At 65.3% G+C, this 22,895-nt stretch carries 24 protein-coding genes; 11 read left to right on the top strand and 13 right to left on the bottom strand.

The features are described from left to right. Positions 1-29 precede the first annotated feature (29 nt). The 7 genes from Q0718_RS02705 to Q0718_RS02675 form a co-directional block, all read right to left on the bottom strand. On the bottom strand, positions 30-407 hold the full coding sequence (locus tag Q0718_RS02705) for a hypothetical protein (RefSeq protein ID WP_298913079.1): 378 nt from the start codon (positions 405-407) through the stop codon (positions 30-32). Positions 408-484: 77 nt separating this feature from the next. Further along, a complete protein-coding gene (locus tag Q0718_RS02700) occupies positions 485-1,462 on the bottom strand; it encodes an isoaspartyl peptidase/L-asparaginase (RefSeq protein ID WP_298913077.1) in 978 nt (325 codons plus the stop codon). A gap of 31 nt (positions 1,463-1,493) precedes the next feature. Then, positions 1,494-2,717 (bottom strand): DUF6596 domain-containing protein, encoded by a 1,224-nt coding sequence (locus tag Q0718_RS02695; RefSeq protein WP_298913074.1) that lies wholly within the window; start codon positions 2,715-2,717, stop codon positions 1,494-1,496. Further along, entirely contained in the window at positions 2,701-3,099 is a 399-nt protein-coding gene (locus tag Q0718_RS02690) for a YciI family protein (protein WP_298913071.1), read from the bottom strand. Before Q0718_RS02690 ends, Q0718_RS02695 begins: the two co-directional genes overlap by 17 nt. Before the next feature lie 184 nt (positions 3,100-3,283). After that, a complete protein-coding gene (gene prfA / locus Q0718_RS02685) occupies positions 3,284-4,342 on the bottom strand; it encodes a peptide chain release factor 1 (protein ID WP_298913068.1) in 1,059 nt (352 codons plus the stop codon). 20 nt (positions 4,343-4,362) lie between these two features. Beyond that, positions 4,363-6,375, bottom strand: a complete 2,013-nt coding sequence (locus Q0718_RS02680; protein ID WP_298913064.1) for a TonB-dependent receptor — start codon at positions 6,373-6,375, stop codon at positions 4,363-4,365. Further along, entirely contained in the window at positions 6,372-6,968 is a 597-nt protein-coding gene (locus tag Q0718_RS02675; protein ID WP_298913061.1) for a TetR/AcrR family transcriptional regulator, read from the bottom strand. The genes Q0718_RS02680 and Q0718_RS02675 overlap by 4 nt, the downstream gene beginning before the upstream one ends. A 258-nt stretch (positions 6,969-7,226) precedes the next feature. Here Q0718_RS02675 and fmt point away from each other — a divergent pair, with 258 nt between their 5' ends. Genes fmt through truA form a run of 3 tightly spaced genes read left to right on the top strand, consistent with a single transcriptional unit; the run spans position 7,227 to position 9,469 of the window. Beyond that, positions 7,227-8,162, top strand: coding sequence for a methionyl-tRNA formyltransferase (fmt, locus tag Q0718_RS02670; RefSeq protein ID WP_298913058.1), 936 nt, complete (start codon positions 7,227-7,229; stop codon positions 8,160-8,162). A 9-nt stretch (positions 8,163-8,171) separates the two neighbouring features. After that, positions 8,172-8,681 (top strand): hypothetical protein, encoded by a 510-nt coding sequence (locus tag Q0718_RS02665; RefSeq protein WP_298913055.1) that lies wholly within the window; start codon positions 8,172-8,174, stop codon positions 8,679-8,681. Between the two features lie 41 nt (positions 8,682-8,722). Continuing rightward, positions 8,723-9,469, top strand: a complete 747-nt coding sequence (gene truA, locus Q0718_RS02660; protein WP_298913053.1) for a tRNA pseudouridine(38-40) synthase TruA — start codon at positions 8,723-8,725, stop codon at positions 9,467-9,469. Here the strand turns inward: truA and Q0718_RS02655 are convergent. Genes Q0718_RS02655 through Q0718_RS02645 form a run of 3 tightly spaced genes read right to left on the bottom strand, consistent with a single transcriptional unit; the run spans position 9,466 to position 12,123 of the window. Next, positions 9,466-10,029 (bottom strand): hypothetical protein, encoded by a 564-nt coding sequence (locus tag Q0718_RS02655; protein ID WP_298913050.1) that lies wholly within the window; start codon positions 10,027-10,029, stop codon positions 9,466-9,468. The two genes, truA and Q0718_RS02655, sit on opposite strands and share 4 nt — an antisense overlap. Further along, on the bottom strand, positions 10,026-10,481 hold the full coding sequence (locus Q0718_RS02650) for a thioesterase family protein (protein ID WP_298913047.1): 456 nt from the start codon (positions 10,479-10,481) through the stop codon (positions 10,026-10,028). The genes Q0718_RS02655 and Q0718_RS02650 overlap by 4 nt, the downstream gene beginning before the upstream one ends. Before the next feature lie 43 nt (positions 10,482-10,524). Continuing rightward, complete coding sequence (locus Q0718_RS02645; protein WP_298913044.1) at positions 10,525-12,123, bottom strand: hypothetical protein; 1,599 nt, start codon at positions 12,121-12,123, stop codon at positions 10,525-10,527. A 341-nt stretch (positions 12,124-12,464) separates the two neighbouring features. Here Q0718_RS02645 and Q0718_RS02640 point away from each other — a divergent pair, with 341 nt between their 5' ends. Continuing rightward, on the top strand, positions 12,465-13,673 hold the full coding sequence (locus tag Q0718_RS02640; protein WP_298913041.1) for a pyridoxal phosphate-dependent aminotransferase: 1,209 nt from the start codon (positions 12,465-12,467) through the stop codon (positions 13,671-13,673). Positions 13,674-13,764: 91 nt separating this feature from the next. Here Q0718_RS02640 and Q0718_RS02635 read toward each other — a convergent pair whose 3' ends face one another. Together Q0718_RS02635 and Q0718_RS02630 are read right to left on the bottom strand one after the other, a co-directional pair. Next, a complete protein-coding gene (locus tag Q0718_RS02635; protein ID WP_298914274.1) occupies positions 13,765-15,039 on the bottom strand; it encodes a serine hydrolase domain-containing protein in 1,275 nt (424 codons plus the stop codon). A 99-nt stretch (positions 15,040-15,138) separates the two neighbouring features. Further along, on the bottom strand, positions 15,139-15,945 hold the full coding sequence (locus tag Q0718_RS02630; protein ID WP_298913038.1) for an undecaprenyl-diphosphate phosphatase: 807 nt from the start codon (positions 15,943-15,945) through the stop codon (positions 15,139-15,141). 222 nt (positions 15,946-16,167) lie between these two features. Here Q0718_RS02630 and Q0718_RS02625 point away from each other — a divergent pair, with 222 nt between their 5' ends. The 5 genes from Q0718_RS02625 to Q0718_RS02605 all read left to right on the top strand — a co-directional run bounded on the left by Q0718_RS02625 (position 16,168) and on the right by Q0718_RS02605 (position 20,810). Beyond that, positions 16,168-17,271, top strand: a complete 1,104-nt coding sequence (locus Q0718_RS02625; RefSeq protein ID WP_298913035.1) for a cation diffusion facilitator family transporter — start codon at positions 16,168-16,170, stop codon at positions 17,269-17,271. Between the two features lie 59 nt (positions 17,272-17,330). After that, positions 17,331-18,005, top strand: a complete 675-nt coding sequence (locus tag Q0718_RS02620) for a glutathione S-transferase family protein (protein WP_298913033.1) — start codon at positions 17,331-17,333, stop codon at positions 18,003-18,005. 54 nt (positions 18,006-18,059) lie between these two features. Beyond that, positions 18,060-19,112: a tRNA epoxyqueuosine(34) reductase QueG gene (gene queG / locus Q0718_RS02615; RefSeq protein ID WP_298913030.1), complete on the top strand. Its 1,053-nt coding sequence runs from the start codon at positions 18,060-18,062 to the stop codon at positions 19,110-19,112. A gap of 179 nt (positions 19,113-19,291) precedes the next feature. Beyond that, on the top strand, positions 19,292-20,578 hold the full coding sequence (locus tag Q0718_RS02610) for a glycosyltransferase family 2 protein (protein WP_298913027.1): 1,287 nt from the start codon (positions 19,292-19,294) through the stop codon (positions 20,576-20,578). A gap of 13 nt (positions 20,579-20,591) precedes the next feature. Continuing rightward, entirely contained in the window at positions 20,592-20,810 is a 219-nt protein-coding gene (locus tag Q0718_RS02605; protein WP_298913024.1) for a hypothetical protein, read from the top strand. Here the strand turns inward: Q0718_RS02605 and Q0718_RS02600 are convergent. After that, positions 20,807-22,096 carry a cation:proton antiporter gene (locus tag Q0718_RS02600; protein ID WP_298913021.1) on the bottom strand — a complete coding sequence of 430 codons (1,290 nt, stop codon included), beginning with the start codon at positions 22,094-22,096 and terminating at the stop codon, positions 20,807-20,809. The two genes, Q0718_RS02605 and Q0718_RS02600, sit on opposite strands and share 4 nt — an antisense overlap. Before the next feature lie 94 nt (positions 22,097-22,190). On the opposite strand from Q0718_RS02600, the gene Q0718_RS02595 reads away from it, so the two are divergent. Continuing rightward, positions 22,191-22,325 (top strand): hypothetical protein, encoded by a 135-nt coding sequence (locus tag Q0718_RS02595; protein WP_298913018.1) that lies wholly within the window; start codon positions 22,191-22,193, stop codon positions 22,323-22,325. 94 nt (positions 22,326-22,419) lie between these two features. Continuing rightward, complete coding sequence (locus tag Q0718_RS02590) at positions 22,420-22,878, top strand: hypothetical protein (protein WP_298913015.1); 459 nt, start codon at positions 22,420-22,422, stop codon at positions 22,876-22,878. The last annotated feature ends 17 nt before the right edge of the window (positions 22,879-22,895 follow it).

Below are 22,895 nucleotides of genomic sequence, written 5' to 3'. Positions count from 1 at the left end.
GAAAGACGAAGGAATTCGGATGCGTGTCTTCAGGACGAAAGAGGGGGTGCGCGCGATCCCAAAGGCGGTCCGCGAACACAAGGGCGAGCATGCGCCTGTGCCGGGAACGTCTGGTCGGAGCGGGGACGCGAGGCCGGGACGAGCAGACCGTGCGGCGGAGCCCCGGCGATGATGTTCGGCGCGATGCAATCCGGACAATGGGGCGCTGGATCGCTGTCGTTTTCCGTTTCACCGACAAGGGCCAGCAGGTCGCGCACAGCCGCGACCGCCTCGGCCGATGCCCGTCCCGTTTCCGAACAGAGATAGCCGGACATATCCGGTGTCGCGACCGCCGGGCGCATGGCCAGCTGGACCAGCAGAGCGGCCGCCAAGAGGCAGCGCAGCATATTCGAAGCGGGACGCGTCACAACGCTGCGGTCCCTAGCAACTCCGCCAAACGCGTCCAGCCTTTTCGAATGGCGGGCCCCGCCCCCGCGAACGGATCCTACGGCTTGCCGCGATAGTCGTTCGTCATGTCGGCCGTGGGCGCCATTTCATCGCTGGCCATACCGTGAATCATGCCGACCGTGGAATGCACGGCCGCGAAGTTACCGTCCGCATCGACGGCGACGATGCCGCCGCGCCCATCGCGGCCGTCGCGACCGGTGCCGGATGCGTCCATCGTATCGATACTGGCCCGCACGGCCTCCGTGAGAGACTGCCCGCCATACTCCATGCGCGCGGCGGCGGACCGGATTGCCGTGTGGCGAATGAAATACTCGCCGTGGCCCGTGGCCGACCCGGCCATGATGCCGTTGGCGGCATAGACGCCCGCCCCGATGATCGGGCTGTCGCCGACCCGGCCCGGGATCTTGCTATCATAGCCGCCCGTGGACGTGCCCGCCGCCAGATCGCCGCAGCGGTCCAGCACGGCTGCGCCGACGGTGCCGTGTTCCTTCGGTTCTTTGACCTTTTCGATGGCGCGGGTAAAATACTCCTCCGGCACCACCGTTTCCGCGCCCAGCGCCGTCACGGCCGCCTCGCCCCGGTCGCCGACCATCATGACATGGCGGGTGTTTTCCATCACCAGGCGCGCCGCCCGGATCGGGTTCCTGATCCGCAGCTGCGACGCCACCGCGCCCGCATCCAGGTCGCGCCCGTCCATGATGGACGCATCCGTTTCCACGAAGCCTTGCGCGTTGGTGATCGCCGCCTTGCCCGCATTGAACAGGCCGCTGTCCTCCATCGCGACGATGGCGGCTTCCACCATGTCCAGTGCGCTCGCCCCGTCCGCCAGGTCCGCGCGGCGTTCGGCCAGCATGGTTTCGATGAAATCGAGCCGCTCCTGCCGAACCTCTCCGGACGAGGTGCCGCCATGGACGATGATCGCGAAGGTCTCCTGCGCGTCGCAGGCGGGCGAGCCTTGCGCGAAAACGGGCGTGGCGGCGGACAGCATCAGGGCGGCGGCGATATATTTCAGCATGGCTTTCAAGTGACGGCCGACGGCGGGCCCGTCAAGCCGGAAGCGAATCGAGCTTGGTTGCGACGAAAGCCTTTTCCGCCCCCTCCTCCATCAGCGTCAGCGCCGCCTTCAGATGCAGCCGGGCTTGCGGCGCCTCGCCCAGGCGGGTGTGGAGCTCCGCCTTCGCCAGATGCCAGCCCGCATGGCCGGACAGGTCGGCGTCGATCCCGTCCAACGCGTCCAATCCGGCCCGCGCCCCGTCTAGACGCGCCAGCACCAGCGCGCGGTCCACGGCGGCGAACGGGGACGTCGTCAGCGCGACAAGCCGGTCATGCAGCGCCAGCAGCGCCGCGTCGCAGGGCTCACCCTTCTGGCGCGCGATTATGCGCGTCAGCTCGACTTGAGCCCGCAGGCCGTAGGGCTCGGCCCGCTCCGCCCGGGACGCGGCGCGGCGCATCGCGGCCGCCCCGGCGCGCAGATGCGGCGCGGACCAGTCGCCCACGTCCTGCCGGTCGAACGGGACGAAATCCCCTTCGTCCGTCAGGCGCGCGGGACGCCGCGCCTCCAGCAGATGCATCAGCGCCAGCAGCGCCCAGCTCTCCGGCTCGTCGGGCCCGGCCTCGCACAAAGCGCCGGCGAGGTGCAGCGCGTCGCGGCCCAGCGCTTCGGCTTCCACGCCGCCGCCGATATTGCGGTAGCTCTGCAGGTAGATCACCTCCAGCGCGGACCGGACGGCGGACAGATCTGCCGTTCCGCCGTCGTTCCCCTTCTCGCCCTTCAATTTCTTGCGCGCCCGCGACAACCGCTGATGGATGGCGACCTCCCGGACCAGGAACGCCTTGGCGATCGCCGCGCAGTCCAGTCCGGCCAAATGGAACAGCATCAGGGCGATCCGCTGTTCGGATGACAGGCTGGGGTCGGCGCAGCGTCGGAACAAGGCAAGCCTGGCGTCTGGAGAAACGTCGAGACCGTCAAGCTGGGTCGTCCTTTGATGGTGTTTCAGGGCTGGGGACGCGCCCGCATGACGCGCGGAGCGGCGCTGCCCGTCCCGCGCCGCATTCAGCGCGACGCGGTAGAGCCAGCCGCACGGGTTGGAAGGGATCGCCGCCGTCCAGCTGCGATGGGCGCGCAACGCGGCCTCGGCCAGCGCGTCTTCGGCGGTTTCCAGATCGCCGAGCTTGGCCGTCAGGGCCGCCATGAGCGGAACGCGGTGGTCCGCCCAGGCCGCCTTCAGGATCGCGGGCGCCCCGTCGGATCTCTCAGTCGGACGGGACATCGAGGCAAGGCCGGACCTCGACGCTGCCGTCGCCGACCATGGGCATCTTCGCGGCCCAATCGAGCGCCTCGTCCATCGAGTCCGCCTCGATGATGTAGAAGCCGCCGAGCTGTTCCTGCATTTCGGCATAGGGGCCGTCGTGAATAGCATTGCGGCAGCCCGTGCGGCGGACCGTTTTCGCGTCCTCCGACCCGGCCAGCCCTTCCCCGCCCCTTATCACCCCGGCCTTGGCCAGCATTTCGCTATAGGCGCCATGCGCGCGGATGATGTCCGCCATGGCCCGTTCGTCCGCATAGGCGGCGTGGTCTTCATAGATGGCGAGCATGTATTGCATGTCGGTCTCCCGTGTCTCGTTTTCGACGGGCCGGAATGGCCTGTCCATGAATAAGACGTTCGGGGTGCCGCGATCCTGACACAATGACGAGTTTTTCCCGCTCTTTCCCTCACCCCGGACCTGATCCGGGGTCCATCACGGAACGTCGGCACCAGGTCGACGGTCGGGAGATGGATCCCGGATCAAGTCCGGGGTGAGGATGGCGCGAGAATGAAGCAAAAACCACTCCCGCTCACTGCATCTCCGCCAGCTTCGCCGCTTGGTCTTCGGCCACCAGCGCGCCGATCACTTCGTCCAGCGCGTCGCCGGCGACGATCTTGTCGAGATTGTAGAGCGTCAGGTTGATGCGGTGGTCGGTGACGCGGCCTTGGGGATAGTTGTAGGTACGGATGCGTTCGGAGCGGTCGCCGGAGCCGACCTGCCCCGCGCGCTCTTCGGCCCGTTCGGACTCCTGCCGCGCCTTCTCCATGTCGTAGAGCTTCATCTTCAGCAGCCGTTCGGCGTTGGCGCGGTTCTGATGCTGGGACTTGGCGTCGCACAGCACGACCACGCCAGTCGGTTCGTGCGTCATGCGCACGGCGCTATCCGTCTTGTTGACGTGCTGCCCGCCCGCGCCCGACGCCCGCATCGTGTCGACGCGCACATCGTTCATGTTGAAGTCGATGTCGATGTCCTCGACCTCCGGCAGCACCGCCACGGTCGCCGCGGATGTGTGGATGCGGCCTTGCGTTTCCGTGACCGGCACGCGTTGGACGCGGTGGACGCCGGACTCGAACTTCATGCGGCCATACACGCCCGTGCCGGAAATGGACGCGCTGATCTCCTTGAAGCCGCCCATATCGGCCTCGGCCGCCGTCTCAACTTCCACCTTCCAGCCGTTGAGCGACGCGTAGCGCTGATACATGGCGAACAGGTCGCCGGCGAAGATCGCGGCTTCGTCGCCGCCGGTCCCGGCCCGGATTTCCAGCACGACGGCCGCCTGGTCGTCCTTGTCCTTGGGCAGCAGCAGCAGCGAGACTTCGCGCTCCAGCTCCGGCAAGGAGTCCTTCAAGGCCTGCAGCTCGTCCTTGGCCATGGCCGCCATTTCGGGATCGGCCGCCATTTCCTCCAGATCGGCCATCTCGGTCCGCGCTTCCTGCAGTCGGCGCACCCCTTCGGCGACGGGTTTCAGCTCGGCATAGTCCTTGCCCAGCTGCACGATCTCTTCCCCGTCCGTCGTCGCACCCATGCGGGCCTCGATCTGTTCGAACCGGTCGACGACCTGGCGGAGTTTCTCGTCGGGAATATGCATAGGACGCGGCAGGTAGGGCTTTAATAGTTCGCCGTCAAACCGACAAACAGAGTGCGCGGCCGCCCTGGAAAATAACGCTCGTTCCCGAAGGCGAAATCCGCCCTGTCGGCATATTTCGCATCGAAGACGTTATCGATCCGGCCGAACAGGCGAAGGCTGTCTGACAGGTCGTAACCGGCGCGGGCCACGAAGATATCGTGACCCGGATAGGACTGCGTCCCGGCCTCGTTGGTGAGGTAGCGCCCGACATGGCGCCATTCGACCTCCGCGCCGAGGCGACCCCAATCGCCGGTGAGCCGCATCGTTCCCAGCGTGACCGGCGCGCTGTCCATGCGTGCCCCGTCGCGAATGCCGCTGGCGGCGTCGGCGAAATCGTAGCGCTGGTCCGCGACCGCCCATTCGCCGGACGCCTTCAGCCAATCCAGCAAGGGTGCGGTGAAGGACAATTCCACACCGGTATGGCGCGTCTTTCCGTCCGTGACGTTGAACCCGGCGGCGTTGCGGAAGAAGAAATTGTCCTTCCACATCGTGTAGCCCGTCACCGCGAAGCGCGCCGGGCCGGCGGCGAAGCGCACCCCGCCTTCCAGGCTGTCGAGCGTCTCCACGTCGGCCTGGCCCGGCTCCTGGTTCTGCACCACGGCGTAGAGGTCGGTCGTCTGCGGCGCGCGCGATCCGCGGGCGGCGCGGCCGAACAGGGTCACGCCCGGCGCGGCCGCATAGGTCAGGCCGAGCTTGGGCGTCAGGGTGAAGAAGTCATCCGTCCGGTCGGGCGCGCGGAGGAAGCGCCCCGACCGGCCCGGCGCAGCCTGGGTGTCATAGTCGTAATGGGTGTATTCGCCCCGCGCGCCCAGATCGAGGCGCAGGCGGTCCCACTCGAAGCTCCGCTGCGCATAGGCCGCCAGCACGACCGCCCCGACCTCATAGTCGAAATGCAGGCCCTGCACGAAACTGAAGCGGGAGGGATTTTCCTGGAATTCATAGAGGAATCCATCCGTATATTCCGCGTCCACCCCGACCGACCAGTCGTCGCCGATCAGCGCCGTCTGCAAGCCGACCGACGTATGGCCGTTCTTCTCTAGCGCCTGGCCCGGCACGAAATGGCGCAGGAAGCGTAGCTCGGCCCGCCGCGCATAGGGCGTCAGGACCAGGCGTTTGCCTTCCAGATCGCGCGACAGATTGACCTGCGCGCGGTAGTTCCGCCCGTCGCGGAAGGCTTCCGGATTGGGGTTGTCGAACCGCACATCGTCGTCGCGGTAGGCGTCCTGCCCCTGGATGAACCCGGCGGTTTCCTGATTGAGATTGTTCAGCGCGGCGATGGCGTCCACGTCCCACGCACCAAATTGCGTCACGTAGCGCAACTCCGCCTTTTGCTGGTCGAACCCGCTCTCGTCGCGAAACCCGTCATCATGCGCCAGGCTCAGCGAAGCGCGAAGAGCGTCCGTGACGTCATGGCCGAGCGTCATCCGTCCATAGCCGTCCGTGCTACCGATGATGGTCGCCATGCTGCCGGAACCGGGCGCTGGCGTCACGACATTGACGAGACCGTGCACCGCGTTGGAGCCGTATTCCGCCGGGCCCGGCCCTTTGAGCACTTCGACCTGCCGCGCGAACTCGGTGCCTGCTTCGAACAGGCCGTTGACGTTGGCGAAACCGGCCGCGCGCAGGGGCACGCCGTTCTCCAGGAACAGGAAGCTGCCTGCCCCCGCCCCGCCCGTCAGCACAGGCGAGCGGATCGCGGTCAGATGCTCCTGCCCCGAACCGCGGTGGATATTGACGCCCGCCACCACGTTCAGGGCCTCGGACGGATGGACCAGCACGTGGGTTTCGGCGGCGGGAACGATGTCCACGCTCTCCGGTCCGTTTGCGGGCGATCGGATCCGGTCCATCACGGTGATGACGTCCTCGCCCTGCGCACCGACCTGGAGGGGCAAGATAACGGCGTCGTCTTCATAGACCGGAACGTCCGCTTGCTGCGCCAGAGCGGACGTTGCCGCGAGCAGGGCGGCAGATGTCGGAAGAATGTGTCGGATCATTCGGATGGGCTCAGCACGTCGGCGATGCGGCCGACGAAATCGACCAGCTCGGCGGGTTGGTAGTCGTCGAACGTCATGGCTGCGAACAGGCTGGACGTGCCCAGCAGGATGCGCGCTTCGGCGCGCGCCTTGGCCGGGTCGGACGGATTGGCGGGCAGGACGGCGATCAGGCGCTCCACCATCCGGTCCTGAAACGCCAGATAGGCGGGCCGCAGCGCCGGATCGAAGGACACGCCCCACTTCAGGAACGTCTTGGTTTCGGCCGGACGCGCCTCGACCATGCGCTGGAAGGCGGCGGCCAATTGCAGGATGCGATGGCGGCGGTCGTCGGCGTCCGCCGGAATGCGGTCGAACATCTCCTCGACGACGCCAGAGATGCGTTCCAGCACCGCAGCGACCAGCGCGTCCCGCGTCGGAAAATAGTTGAACACGGTCGGCGTCGACACCCCGGCCCGTTTGGCGATGTCTCCATGCCCGGCCCGCTCCAACCCCATTTCGGCGAACACGTCCACCGCCATGTCCAGCAATTGCGCCCGCCGCGCTTCGGGCGGAAGACGGCGCCGCGGCGCGGATGTCGAAGAGACCCGATTCATCGCCGGACGCCATGCCGAGGATGCATGTGGGATGCAAGCATGCCTTGCGGCCAGACGCCCAAGTTTGCGCCCCGGCTCGTCTCAGGATGAGGATTGAGAAGAGGTTTTATCGGCATCCATTCAAGACGATGAAACCGAGAAGGGGAGGCAAGCGGAGGCACGCTATTGCACCCTGCCCGGTCCGCACCGCCGCTCTCCACTTGAACAATCCCCTCACTGCCCTATTTCCGCCCATCCCCGTTTGAAAGGATCCGACCCTTGCCGCTCAACCTCGTTTTCATGGGCACGCCGGACTTCGCCGTGCCGAGCCTCGCCGAAATCGTGGCGAACGGCCATACGGTGCGGCGCGTCTATACGCAGCCGCCGCGTAAGGCGGGGCGCGGGCAGAGCCTGACCAAATCGCCGATTCATCAATTCGCCGAAATTATGGGCCTGCCCGTGGAAACGCCGGAGAGCTTCCGCAAGCCGTCGGTGATCGACGGGCTGGAGGCGTTGCAGGCGGATGTCGTCTGCGTCGTCGCCTATGGGCAGATCCTGCCGCAGCGGGCCCTGGACGCACCGCGCGACGGGTGCCTGAACCTGCATGCTTCGCTGCTGCCGCGCTGGCGCGGAGCGGCACCGGTGCAGCGCGCCATCATGGCGGGCGACGCGCAGACCGGCGTTCAGATCATGCAGATGGCCAAGGGATTGGATACGGGCGACGTGCTGTTGTCCGAAACGGTCGATATCCACGAGGACGACACGGCGGCCAGCCTGTCGGACCGGCTGTCGCGCGTCGGTGCGGGAATGTGGCCGCGCGTGCTGGGCGCGGTGGAGCGCGGCGCGACCCGGCCCGCGGCGCAGACGGGCGAGCCGACCTATGCGCATAAGATCGACAAGGCGGAAGCGCGGATCGACTGGAGCCGGCCGGCAGCGGAACTGGACCGCCACATTCGCGGCCTGGCCCCCTTCCCTGGGGCCTGGTGCGAGATCGGCGGCAAGCGCGTGAAAGTCCATCTGGCCAGACCCGAAACGGGCGCAGGGCGGCCCGGCGAAGTGCTCGACGACGCGTTGCTGATCGCCTGCGGCTCCAAGGCCGATGACGGAAAAGGCGCGCTAAGACTGCTGTCCGTGCAACCGGCGGGCAAGGCGAAAATGCCGGCGGATGCCTTCCTGCAAGGAACAAGAGTGGCCAAAGGCGAAAAGCTGTCGTAAGACAAGGCGATGAGCAGACAATTCGAAGATTATCACGGCTATTCCATCGTCTACAACAAGACGGGGGCCCGCCTGCTGACCGGGGACGGCAGCCTCGCCCACCCGGACACGTTCGACGATCTGGACAGCGCCAAAGCGTGGATCGACACCCATCTGTCCGAGCTGAAGGGCGAGCGCCGCGCCGGCCATATCGGCACGGTCGAAGGCTATCTCGAGGCGCTGACCACGCAACCGCCCAACAAGAAGGAATACACCATGTTGAGCGCGCACGCCGCCGCGCCGGACCGGCGGATGAGCGCGCAGGCGCTGGCCGACCTGGTCGGCTGGAAACGCGACAGCTCCGCCAAGACCCATTACAGCAAGCTGGGCCGCCGTCTGGCCGAACAGCTCGCCCTGGATATCGACGCGGACGATGCGCAGGCGCAAATCAACGCCGTCGCGCGCACCGACGAAGACAGCGGCGAGTGGATCCTGCATCAGGAACTGGCCGACGCGGTCGAGCAATATTCGACGACCTAGCCCTGCGCCGCCGGGCCTTGGCGTGCCCGGACGCCTGACCGATGCCGCGATACAAGCTCACCCTCGAATATGATGGCGGGCCCTATATGGGCTGGCAGTGGCAGAACCACGGCCCGTCCGTTCAGGGCGCGGTGGAAGAGGCCTTGGGCCGTCTCGATCCAGACGGCTCGGAGGTCTATGGCTCCGGGCGGACGGATAGCGGGGTGCATGCGCTCGCCCAGGTGGCGCACGTCGATTTGGTCAAGGATCTGCGTGCCGACAAGGTGCGCGACGCGCTGAACCATCATCTGGGCGATCATCCGATCAGCGTGCTCGAGGCGGCGGTCGTGCCCGACGATTGGCATGCGCGGTTCAACGCCACGGAACGGCGTTATCTCTACCGCATCATCGACCGGCGTCCGCGGCTGGCGCTGGACCGGGGGCGCGTCTGGCGCGTGCCGGTACGGTTGGACGCGGACGCCATGCATGCGGCAGCTCAGACGCTTATCGGGCGGCACGATTTCACGACCTTCCGCGACACGCAGTGTCAGGCCAAGGATCCGGTCAAGACGCTGGATATGGCGCGGGTGGCCCGCATCGGGGCGGAAATCCATTGCGAGTTCGCCGCACGGTCCTTCCTGCACAAGCAGGTGCGCTCCATGGTCGGCAGCCTGGTCGAAGTCGGCTGGGGCAAGTGGAACGCGCGCGATATGAGAGCGGCGCTGGAGGCGCGCGACCGGCAGATGTGCGGTCCCGTCAGCCCGCCGGACGGGCTCTATCTGGTCAGCGTCGCCTACCCGGCAGCTTAGGGCTGGATCACCTGCAACAGACCGCTGAGCAGCACCATCATGCCGGTCGAGACGACGACGCAACCGACGAGGATCGCCGTCGTCAGCGGGAATCCTCCGGCCCGTTGCGCCAGGCGGATATCGATCGGCAACAGTCCCAGATAGGCGGCCAACAGCGCGCCGTAGCCCATGATCGTCGGCAGGCCTGCAAAGACGACCGCCAGGAAGACCAGGCCGAGCGCGATGCAGAGCCAGGCCAGCGCCCAGTTCCGCGCGACCCACCAGGTGGCCAGCCGGTCCGTTTGGCTCATCAGGATCGCCACCAGCGCGGACGTGACCGGAAAGGAGAGCAGCCAGAGGCCGACGATGAGGATGAACGGACCAACTTGGAAATCCGGCGCCGCTGTTCCGGCCAGTTCCGCGCGCCGCGTCTCCAGACCGGTCATGACAAGCCAAAGCGCCGGAAAACAGACCAGCAACGCCAGAAAGGACCGGACCACGCCGGCGCGCGACAAATCGAAGAAGCGCTGCCAATCGGGCCAGGTCCCGACCGCGCCGAACACGCCGTAGAGCGGCCTCATGATAACGGTTTCATGCGTCGCTCGGCCAGCATGTCGCGCAGCGTTTCCGGAATCGCGCAGGCCCGGCCGCTGCGCGTCGCGACCAGCGTTGCCACAGCCAGCAGGACCGGCGTGTCGCCTTGCCAGGCACAGGCCTGCGTCACCCAGGACGACGTTCCGATCCGGCCGATGCCGATGTGGAAATCGAGGTCCGGCCGCATGTGGCATTCCTTGACGTAGTTCAGCGTCTGCCCCGCCACCATGGTGCGTACCGTATCCGTCTGGAAATGGTCGCGCATCGGATGGTTGAAGCGCACGCGCGCATCCTCGAACATCGCCGCCATAGCGACATTGTTGATGTGGTTCAGCGGGTCCAGATCCTGGAATCGCGGCCGCACGGCGATGTGCGCGTGATAGAGCTCGCGGTCGAGCCAGCACGGGTCGATCCGGTGCCCGGAAGGAAAATCGGTCATGAATTGGCGTTTAGGGATGCAGGCCGGTCGGCACAACCGGATGTCAGGGCCCGTCTTCCGGATCGGGTTGAACGAATTCCTCGATCTCGATGACGTCCTCATCGTCTTCCGGTTCGGTCAAGAGGTCGCGCAAGCGGCGCGGGTCGTCCCGGATCGTGACGGGATTGCCGAGGAACTCGCGGCTGAAATCCACTTCCGGTCCATCATCGATATTGCTCATGGACGAACCCGGCGTGGAGCCGAATTCGCCCACGGCCCGGCGACTGACAATGCCCCGGCCCGTGGCCCGCGTTTCGTCCTGCGGGCCCCGGTCGGTTCCACGCGGACGGTAGCGGTCGTAATCTTCGAACCCGGCCGCGTCGCGACCCTGGAAAGTGCGAATATATTCCGGGCATTCCAAATGCGTCTTGTTCGCTTCTCGGCAGCGCATATCCAGATTGATACCGTCATAGCCGGCGCCCGGCGAGTTGCCGTAGCTGCCAGGGGCGAGCGTCCAGCCACCGGCTCCAGGCGTGGCCCGCTGCGTGCCGCCACCGGGCGGATCGCCGATATTGCCGCCGCCCGTCGCCGGGCCGGAGAGAGATCGTTGCGGCGCCGGCTGGACCGGTGCCGGGTTGGCCGGACCGAGCGGGCGGTCGCGCCGCATCAGGTCGAGAAACGGGTCGGCCTCGTCCTCGGAGACGGCACGGCGCTGTTCGGTGATCGTTTCCGGCGCTTCGGGCGAGGCGAGAATGGTTTGCGGGACGGTGACCACGTCCGGCTCCATCGGCTCCGGAACAAGCGGCTCGGCGACAAGTGGCTCGGCAACGAGCGGTTCCGGCTCCGGAACAGGGTCTGGCATGATAGCCGTTTGGGGTCGCGGATCGGGCTCGGGGATAGGCGATGTCTCTATGGAACGTTTCGGCAGGGGATCGGGCATGACGATGGGGGCCGGCTCCGGGACGATAGGGGCCGGGTCGATGACCGGATCGGGCATGATGTCGGGAAGCGGAGCGGTTTCGATCACGGCCTGCGGATCGGGTTCGGGGATAGGGGCCGGTTCTGGAACGGGATCGATAACCGTTTCGGGTATCGGTTCGGGAATCGGCTCAGGGTCGGGAAGGGCCAAGACGTCCGGCTCCGGGTCGACGACGGGCTGCGACAGGATCTCCGGCGGAGGCGGGACCGGCGTAGGCTCAAGAGCGGGCTCTGGCTCTGGCTCGGATTCACGTTCGGGTTGAGGTTGGGGCTCTGGGTCGGATTGGGGCTCGGGTTGGGGTTGGGGTTCCGGAACGGGTGGGGGAGCCGGGGCCGGGCGTGGTGACGGAGCGGGCGTCGGGACCGGCGGCGGCGCTTCGACCGGTTGGGTCTCCGGCACCGGCTCGGTTTCCGGGATTGGCTGAGGCTGGGGCGCCTCGTAGGAGACGATCCGCACCGGGACGATCTCCGGTTCGTCGGGTTTCAGGTCGGGGACGACGAAATTGGACGACAGGGCGAAGAACAATGCGCTGTGGACGAGCAGCGCGGCCAGCACCGTTCCCGTGCCGCGCTGGGCATCGTCCTCGAAGAAGTCCGCGACCGGATCGGCATCGTGATAGGGCGAAAAACCGCCGCGGCCGGACGGGCTCGGAAAGCCGGGGTCATATGCGGAATACGCGGTCACGCGAGATCGGCCCTCCCCCGGCAACGCGGCCGCCCGCGCGTCTCAAGTCGCACTGCCCGCTTAGCAGGGTTCGCGCCCACGCCAAGCCGCGCGCTGCACCGCTTACCGGATTGTCACCGGCAGGGCAGGCTTTCAGAGTGCGAGCAGCAAGACGGCCGATAGAGCCAGGCTGAGCCAGAACACGGTGCGTTCGAAGCTTGCGCCCGGATGGATCCGCCGTCGGGAAAAGGAGCCGGATTGGATGGTCATGCCATCTTCATAGCCGCGGCACATGGTCGGACTATGGCAGGGGCGTGACGATTTGGTACAGTTGCGCACCGGCCGGTTCTAGAGCGCCGGGCTTGCCGCGCCGCCGACCGGACGTTAGCAGCGCCGCGACCATGCAGCTTTCAGACCGTATCCGACGCGTCGCGCCCAGCGCGACCATGGCCATGACGCAAGCGGCGCGCACCCTGCGCGAAGCGGGACGGGACGTGATTTCCCTGAGCGTCGGAGAACCGGATTTCGCCGTCCCGGACCATATCATCGCGGCCGCCGAGCGGGCGATGGCGGACGGCCATACCGGCTACACGGCCGCAGACGGCATCACGGAACTCAAGGAAGCGATCGCGGCCAAATTCGAGCGCGACAACGGATTGGCATTCACGACGGACCAGATCAATGTATCGCCAGGCGGAAAGGCCGTACTGTGGAACGTGCTGGCCGTGAGCGTCGGACCCGGCGACGAGGTCATCGTCCCGACGCCGTGTTGGGTCAGCTATCCCGACATGGTCAAACTGACGGGCGCAACGCCGGTTATGCTGGCAGGTGGCGATGACTTCAAGATCACGGCCGAAGCGCTTGAGCGCGCCATCACGCCGCGCACGCGATGGTTGATGCTGAACTCTCCGTCCAACCCGACAGGCGCCGTCTATTCGGCTGAAGACCTGGGCGCTTTGGCCGATGTGCTGCGCCGTCATCCGCAGGTCATGGTGCTGTCCGACGACATCTACGAAGCGCTGGTCTATGGCAACGTCCGCTTCGCGACGATGGCGCGAGTGGCGCCCGATCTGGCTGACCGGATCGTGACCATGAACGGCGTGTCGAAAGCCTACGCCATGACGGGTTTCCGCATCGGCTATGCGGGCGGGCCGGTCTGGCTGATCGATGCCATGCGGAAATTCATGGGCCAGACGACGTCATGCGCGGCCGCGCCCAGCCAATGGGCCGCGCTCGCCGCCCTGAACGGACCGCAGGATTTCCTGGACGGTTGGCGCGCGCAATACCGCGCCCGCGCCGCGATGATGACGGAGGCCATGAATGCGGCAGGCCTGTCCTGCAGCCTGCCGGACGGCGCCTTCTACATCTTCGCGGATTGCCGGGATATCATGGCCGCCAAAGGCGTCGGGACGGATGCCGACCTCGCCATGGCGATCCTGGACCGGGCCGGAGTCGCGACTGTGCCGGGGTCGGCCTTCCACGCACCGGGACATCTGCGTCTGTCCTATGCGGCCTCGATGGAGACGCTCACACAGGCGTGTTCGCGCATCGCGGCATTTTGCGCCGATTGACCTTGCTAAGGATCAGCCAACAACGAGCCGGCGGAGACGCCAAAGTATAAAGACGGCTTGGATGCTCCGCGCGACAGCACGCTAGCGCCAATCAGCTGCGGCCGTTTTCGCTCAGGCGGAGCCAGTCACGCTTGGGGCGGCCGTGCAGCTGATCCATGAATTCGAGCTGAAGGCCGACGGGACGACTGTGCGGGCTGTTCCACATTACGGCGATGCCGGAGCGCTCGGCCGGGTCGAACAGCATCAGCGAGCGGTAACCCTGGACGCCGCCGCGATGGCCGACCAGCTTGTGGCCTTCGAAATCGTAGACCCGCAGTCCGAGGCCGTAATGACTGTTGCGCAAGGCCGGCAGGCGGCGATTCAGATAGCGCTGCTCACGCGGGGTCGCGACGATCGGCGTCTGCATCGCTTCCAGTCGCTCGGCCGGAAACGGCGTATTGAGCGGCTGACCGGGTTGGGGCGGTATCATCGACACCATCCAGCGGGCCAGATCCTCGACCGAGCTGTTGACCCCGGCGGCGGCGGGAACGCGGTAATAAGTCGGCTTGACGCGGCTGATGCGCTGGCCGCGACGACCGTGCGGGCGTGCCCAGTTGCGGCTGCCAGTCATGCCTTCGAGCGTCAGCGTTGCCGTGCGCATTTGCAGCGGATCAAAGATCTCGCGCTGCACGACGGTCTTGTAGGGCAGTTCGGTCGCCTCCTCGATGATCTCGGCGGCCGCGTCGAAGGCGACATTCTGATAGGTGTGGCAAGTGCGCGGCGGGCAGACATAGTCGAGCTCGCTCAGCCTGGCGCGCAGCAGATGGGCGTTCCCACCCTCCTCGATCTTGTAGTCGTAGGCGTTACGCGTCACGCCGATCCGGTGGGACAGCAGATCAACGATGTCGTGCTTGACCGGGGTCGGCGGCAGGACCAGCGACGGGGCCAGCACTTCGACCGGTAGGGTGGCATCGACGCGCCGTTGTTCGACCAACCCCAACAGAGCCGCCGCCGCCACGCCTTTGGACACGGACGCCCAACGGAAAACGGTGTCCTTGTCCACAAGCTGGCCGCTGCCCTTGACGGTTTCGCCGTAGCCGCGCGCAAAGGTGATCTTGCCGTCTTCGACGACCGCCACCGCCAGGCCGGTCATCCCTTTTTCCTTCTGCATCAAGCGGACGGCGCGGTCGTGGATCTCGCGGAGGTCGATGCGCGATTGGGATCTGATTTGGGCTTGGGCTTGGGCTTGAGCCTGGACTTGGGCTGGAACCTGGGCTTGGGTTTGTGTTTGGGGCTGGACCTGACGTTGCGCTGGAGGCTTGAGCTGGGGGTGCGGCGGTGTCTGTGCCGCGGCCGCCAGCGGCAGCGCGGACAGCGTCGAGGCCATGATCGAAAGCAGTATCAGCCGAATTCCCATGCAATCGGCGATAGGCGGATCGCAGGGGACTGTCGAGGCCGCTCGCCCGTAAGGTGCATTACAGATACCTCAGATCACCAACCAGACGATAAGCGCGACGCCGAGCAGCACGCGGTAGATCATGAAGGGGAGGAAACCGATGCGCGTCACGAAACGCAGGAAAAGCGCGATCGCCGCGTAGGCGACGATGAAGGACAGGGCCGCAACAAGCAATCCCTGACCCAGCGTCGCGCCGCCTGTCTCTTCGCCTGTGGCGAGTTTCACCAGTGCGTAGGCACCACCCGCCCCGATCACGGGCAGGCTCATCAGCATGGAAAAGCGCGCCGCCGCGTCGCGAGACAGACCGATAGCCCGGCCAGCCGTCATGGTGATTCCCGACCGCGACGTTCCCGGAATGAAGGCCAGCACCTGCGCCGCCCCCATGATGAACGCCCCGCGCCAGCTCAGCGTATCCATGTCGCGGTCCTGTCGGGCCATCACATCGGACAGCCACAGCACGACGCCGAAGAGGATGGTCGCCACGGCGATGATCCAGGGACTGCGCAGCGCTTCGTCCCAGCCGCCGCTGGCGAGCAGGACACCGATCAGGAGTGCGGGCGGCGTAGCGACGATCAGATTGAGCGCCAGGACCGCCCCACGCGTCAACCGGCGGGCCAACAGATCGCCCAGCCCGGCCAGCATCTCCGCCACATCGCGACGGAAATAGAGCAGGACGGAGAAAAGCGTTCCGAAATGCGCCATCACATCGATCAGCACGCCCTGTTCCGTCCAGCCGAACACGGCTTGAGGCAAGATCAGATGAGCGGAACTGGAAACGGGCAGGAATTCGGTCAGGCCCTGAATGAGGGCCAGAAGGAGTGCCTGCCACCATGTCATGTCGGCGCCTATCGCGAATGGAGTCCGGAGAAGAGCGATGCGCCCTCCTCTGGCGCTCCCCTGACACAAGTCGGCCCGGAGGGAAACGGCAGGATGGCGAGGCTTTGACATTGCGAAGCGTCTGGCGATCCATTTGGATTACGCATGGCCAATCTGATAACGAACAGCGACCCTTGCGATCACGGTGATGGTATAACGATTTTTTCATGTTAGAGAGACTCCATGTCCGTCATGGGTCAGACAGAAGAGCCGTTCATGCCGGTCGGGTCGGAAGACCAGCCGGATGAATCGATGCGCCGCGGCCGTCCCGGACGGCTCGCCCCCGAAGGCTCGGCCGTCATCACGCGCCGCATCACCGCTGTGGCGCTCGCGCTCGGCGTGTTCATGGCGCTTGGCAAGCTTTGGCTCTACCAGCTGACCGGATCGGTCGGGATCCTGTCGTCGCTGGTCCACAGCGCGCTGGACATGGTCGCGGCGGCGAGTTCGTTCATCGCCGTCCGCTTCGCCGCACGACGCCCTACTGGAACCTACCGCTTCGGGTTCGGCAAGGCCGAAAGCTTTTCGGCCGTCTTCCAGGTCTGCCTGGTGAGCCTCGCGGCGTTTCATCTCTTCGGTGCCGCCGGCGAAGCGTTGCTGGACAGTGGCGGTCTTGCCTCGGACGCTCCTGCGTTCGCGCCAGTCTACGATCCGTCCCATGATCACAGTGTCCATAACGGTGCGGGTGGCGGTCATGGCCATCTTCATGCCATCGACGGATCGACCACGGCCATCGTCGTCATGGGCGTTTTTTCCGTCCTGACGCTCTGGCTTCTGATCGCGCAGAGCTGGGCGATCAGGGCCACCGGTTCGATCGCCGTGCGTGGGGACCGCGCTCATTATACAGCCGACTTTCTGGGCAACCTGTTCGTCATGCTCGGATTGGCCGTGTCGACATGGACACAGGCCTACTGGGCGGATGCAGCCGTCGGCATGCTGATGGCGGCGTGGTTGCTCTATACCGGCTATCGCGTCGCCCGGCTGGCTTGGGCGCAATTGATGGACCGGGAGCTGACGCAGGACGAACGCAAACTGATCACCCGACGTGTCATGTCGGATCCACAGATCCGCGCCGTGACGGACCTGCGCACGCGGGCCTCCGGACCGCATCTGCACATGCAGATGCGGCTCGACCTGGACCCCGGTCTTTCGCTGTCGGAAAGCCACGATATCGTCGTTGCGGCCGAAGCCCGTCTGATGACCACCTTCCCGGCCGCAGACATATTGATACATCCTCACCCGGCCGGATGTGCGCAAATGCATGGAAATGCCCGGTTCAACACGGGATAGCAGGTTTTAACCCTGCTCCTTAAACTTTCATTTTCCATGCCCATCGTAGGCGCTGCGACATGCGGACATTGTACCACTACCCGCTTCACCCCGGCAGCCGCGCCGTCAGGCTGTGCTTTGCCGAAAAGAAGCTCAAACTGCGCGAGGTCGTGATCGATCCGTGGACACCGGACGAAAAGTTCCTGTCCCTGTCCGTGGAGAACGTTCCTCCCGTCATGACGGACGTCACGCAGGCCGGAACCGTGACGGTCGTCGGCAGCCAGACCTTGTGCGAATATGCGGACGAAGCGAGCGCGCGCAATCCGCTCCTGCCGGGCGAACGCCACGACCGGGCCGAAATCCGCAGGCTCTGCAACTGGTTCGACCAGCGCTTCGACCAGGAGGTCAACGCATTCATCCTTCCGGAAAAACTCGAAACCGTCATTCTGGGCGGAACGCCCGATACGGATGCACTTCGCGAGGGACGGACAGCCCTGCGCGATCATCTGTCCTACATCGGTTGGCTTTTGAGCATCCGCGACGGGCTGGCCGGTCCGGCCTTCACGCTGGCGGATCTGACGGCGGCGGCGCATCTGTCGTGTCTCGACTATCTGGGCGAGATCCCCTGGCGCGAAGTTCCGGACGTCCAGGAATGGTACCAGACCATAAAGTCCCGCCCCGCTTTCCAGCCGCTGCTCAAGGACCGGGTGCCGGGCCTCCGCCCGCCGCGCCACTACGGCGATCTGGACTTCTAGAAACCCGGCGCGATATGGCTGGGGAGTGTCCGCCCGCCTTATCAGTTTGCTTTCATGAGCGAGATTCGCCCCGACCCGCTATCGGCTTTGTCCGTCCGCGCCCGGAAACTCGGTTTCACGGCGCCGCATGTCGCCAGGCTTTCCGACATCGGCACCAGGCCAGGTGCGCGGTTGCAGGATTTCGTCGCGCAGGGCCGTCACGGCACGATGGCGTGGATGGAAGCCACGCTGGAGCGTCGCGGCCATCCGAACACGCTATGGCCGGAGGGCCGGTCGGCGGTCGTGCTCGGGTTGAACTACGGCCCTGAAACCGATCCGCTGATAACGCTGGAGCAAACCGATCGGGCGACCATTTCGGTCTACGCCCGGAACCGCGACTATCACGATGTGATGAAAGGCCGGTTGAAGGAACTGGCCGGCCTGTTGGCCCGTGATACGGGGCAGGACGTCAAAGTCTTCGTCGATACGGCTCCGCTCATGGAAAAGCCGTTGGCCGCGGCGGCCGGTCTCGGCTGGCAGGGCAAGCACACCAATCTGCTGTCGCGCGAATGGGGCAACTGGCTTTTCATCGGTACGATCCTGAGCGCGGCCGAGCTGGAGCCGACACTGCCGGAAGCGGACCATTGCGGAACTTGCCGTGCTTGCCTGGATGCCTGTCCGACCGACGCCTTCCCGGCCCCGTACCAATTGGATGCGAGACGCTGCATCTCCTACCTGACCATCGAACATGAGGGGCCGGTGGACGAAGCCTTGCGACCGCTGATGGGCAATCGGATCTATGGCTGCGACGACTGCCTCGCCGTCTGTCCGTGGAATAAATTCGCCCAAGCCGGACGGGAGGCCAAACTCGCCGCCCGGAACGATCTCGACGCTCCCGCTCTCGCCGATCTGGCCGCGCTCGGCGACGCGGGTTTCCGCAGCCACTTCGCCGGATCGCCGATCAAGCGTATCGGCTGGCCGCGATTCCTGCGCAATGTTCTCTACGCGATCGGCAATTCCGGAACACCCGCCTTGATTGAAGTTGCTGGAGAACACACGCACAGTGATGTGGAGGTCGTCAGAAATGCGGCCGAATGGGCCTGCAATCGGTTAAGTCGGGCCAACTAGGCGTTGCGAATACAGCATACTGCTTCTTGTCTCCCGGTCGGGAGGTATCGCGGATGCATCAGGAGGTATCGGGTATGCATCGGAACGAACAGGAAGATCGAGATGGACAATCCGTCCTGGGACATGCTGATAGGCTGAGGCCGGCTTCGGCCGTCACCAGCAGCGGTTTTGCTCTTTTTGTGGCGCTGCTGTTCGGGGCGGGCGTCACGACCCAATTCAGTATTGGCACCTTTCTGCTCAACCTTACCGTTATGGTCGCATGGGTCAGCGTGGCGCTGGGCGGATTGCGGCTCTTGGCCTGCATGACCCCGCCGCGCCACTCGCCGGCGCTCCTGCCCCGTGATCGCCTGCCACGTTATACCGTCATCCTGCCCCTTTTCCATGAAGCGCATATGGTCGCCGGCTTGATACGATCACTCTCGGCCCTGGATTACCCGCCCGACCGGCTCGACATCATCCTCGTCTGCGAAAGCGACGATCCGGACACGGTCTCCGCAGCCGAAGCCTTGGCGAAACCGCCCTTTAGAGTCCTGGTCGTGCCTCCAACCGTGCCGGGCGGTCCGCCCCAGACCAAACCGAGGGCGCTCAACTATGCCTTGGAACGATCGAGCGGTACGCTCGTCACCATCTATGATGCGGAAGACTGCCCGCATTCGCAGCAGCTCCGGCAAGCGGCCAGCGCCTTTGCCGCGCATCCGGATTGGGCGGCGCTGCAGGCACCGCTGGACTATTTCAATACGCGCGACTGCTGGCTCGCTGCGCAGTTCGGATTGGAATATGCAGGTCTGTTCCATGTCATGCTGCCGCTGTTCGACCGGCTCGGGCTGCCTTTCCCGCTTGGAGGGACGTCCAACCACATGCGCCGTGACGCGCTCGAGCAGGCCGGCGGGTGGGATCCGCACAATGTCACGGAAGATGCGGATCTCGCGTTCCGATTGAGCGCGCAGGGCGGCACGGTCGGATGGATCGATTTGCCGACAGGCGAAGAGGCCGTGTCCCGACTGCATCCCTGGTTCAAGCAGCGCTCGCGCTGGCTGAAAGGCTATATCCAGACTTGGATGGTGCACATGAACGCGCCGGTCACGGGCGGCTGGCGTCGGGCGCTGATGCTACAGCTCACGCTGGGTCTCTCACTCCTCTCCGTCGCCTTCTTCGCACCTGTCATGCTGGGTCTGGGCCTGCTTGGCTTGGCGAAGCTCATCGGCGTGACAGACGCCGCCATACCGGCAATCTATCTCATCGCCCTTGGCTTCAGCCTTTTTTGCGGCATGGCGGTCGGCGCGTTGGGTGCTGTCCGGTCCGGGCGCAGGCGACTGCTTTGGTCCGTACCGTTCATGCCGATCTATTGGCTGATTTTGTTCCCGCCTCTGATCCAGGCCTTGATCGAGCTTCAGATCCGTCCGTTCCACTGGCACAAGACGGAGCATGGTGTTACGGGCGCGCCGCCCTCGACTGCGGGCGACTGAACGTGCCGGTGCCATGGATGCCAATCTCGACCTGATCCTTACGCTCGCGGGCGTCGCCGTCTGCGCGGTTCTGGCGGCCCTCGGCATCCGTTTCCGCTTCACCGAGAAGACGGATATCCGTCCCTACCGCATGCCCTGGATGATCATTGCACTGGTGTCCGTCGCGGTCGGCTTCATGCTGGTCGTCCATCTGGCGAACCTTTTCGGGTTCGAGACGGGCAACCGACGCTAGACCTTGTGCGTGTCCGCATCCGTCGTGCCGCCCGCCGGTATGGCGACCTTGGAGCGGTTGAACAGCCATCCGGCCAGGCTTTCATGCATCAGCACGGAAATCAGGATGCAGAGACCCGCGATCCGCCACACCGCATCGATGTCGTCGAACGGTGCATGGGTCTGCGCGTAGGCGATATAGAAGATCGTCCCCATGCCGCGAATGCCGAAGAATGCGATCTTGAACCGTTCCGATGCCGCACAGTGCATGCCCGTCAGCGCCAGCCATCCGGCTATGGGTCGCACCACGAAGAGCAGGGCGATGGCGATGAGAAGGTCGCTCCAGCGCCATTGATGCCAGAGTTCGGCGGCGACGAACGTGCCGAACCACAGCAGCAGAAGGACCATCAATATGCCTTCGAACTGGTCGGCCGATTCGTGCGCTTCCGTGGCATAGGCTTCGTCGTCATGCCCCCGTATCTCCGCGTCCTGGTCGTGGCGTCGGCCCGACCGGGCGGCGATGAAAACGGACAGGAAACCGTAGGCATGGACGAACTCGGCCAGACCGTAAGCCAGGAATGTCGCCGCCAGCATCACGATGAGCGGGTTGCTGCGTTCGTTTGTTGCGTCGCCGACCTTCGAGAACACCAGGCGCGATATGACCCAGCCGACGCCCCAGCCGATCGCCACACCCATGCCGACGCGGTACAGTACGTCATAGGTCAGGAAGCCGGTCCAGTCGAAGCTGCCCGCCGCCAAGGCGATCGCCGCCCAGACGAAGGGAAAGGCCAGCCCGTCATTCAGTCCCGCTTCGGCCGTCAAGGCGATACGGGTGGGGTCTTCCTCTTCCCCGGGCCCGCCGACCTGGACCGAACGAGCGAGCACGGGATCCGTCGGCGCGAGCGATGCGCCCAGAAGGACGGCTCCTGCCAATCCCAATCCGGCCCACTGACCCAGGAAAATCAAGGCGAGAATGGTCAGCGGCATGGCGATGCCGAGCAAGCGCCAGGTCGCGTTCCAGCGCCGCCAGCCGGCTTTGAGATCGATGGCGAGCCCTGCCGCCGTCAGGCTGACGATGACGATCAATTCGGAGGCATGGGTGATGATGTTGGCCTGGAGCTCGGAGCCGAGCGGGGAGATGTGCGGAAATCCCAGCAACGTGACCACCGCTCCGAGCGCAATATAAACGGCCGGAAGATTGACATGGTAACGGCGCGCCAATCCGGGCTGCAACGTCAGTCCAAACAGGGCGAATCCGATCACCGCATAAAAACAGGCGATAGGATTGGACAGAATGGTTTCGATCACGTGCGGACATCCCAGCTGCGGTGATCCCCTACGAACCATCCGACTAACGGAACCGCGCGAATAGCGAAAACGTTCCGTTGCAAAGGAAACCATTATGCCCGACCATCTTCAGACTCGCACCAGCGACGCGCACAAGGGTGCGGCGCGTCACAGGCGCTTCAGCCCGACGACCATCGCTATCGCCGTTGCCGTGGTCGCCGTTCTCGCCGCCATCCTGTTGCTGATCTGACTTTCAGGGCTTCCGCTTCCGGGCAACTGCATCCGGTCCGATACGGTGTCATGCGCCATGCTATGAGCGCGGGCGGGGGAGAATGGAGACCGTTATGAAATTCGCGATGACGACCATGGCCTTGTTCTGTCTGGCCGCCGCTCTAGGCGGACCGGCGCCAGCCTCCGCGCAATCCTCGGACCTCTCACCCGTCCTGCTGATCGAGACCGGGCCGAGCGACAATCCCGATTACCGCCGCATGGTGTTCGTGAAATATCTCGACGGCGAGACCGTGAGCGTTGCCTACAAGGCCTATAACCGTTCCGAATTCATCCAGATCGACGATACGACGCCCGACTCCCTGGTCGGTGCCTGCGCCACGGGGCAGGCTGCGACGCTCGATGAAATCAGGACTTTCGAAGCCGCCGAACGACAGGCGAAAGCCGCAGGCGCGGATCCGATGATCGCTCATTTCTGCATCAAGGACATCACGGGATGGGAAGCGGGCAACCGTGTCGCCTATCTCGATCCGATCTTCAACGACATGCCCCACGCTGCCAGCCTCAACAACTGAGACTCGGGTTTCTTCTT

It is taken from the genome of uncultured Algimonas sp. (assembly GCF_947498175.1).
Lineage (GTDB): Bacteria > Pseudomonadota > Alphaproteobacteria > Caulobacterales > Maricaulaceae > Litorimonas.
This window is presented reverse-complemented; position numbering and strand designations above follow the sequence as displayed.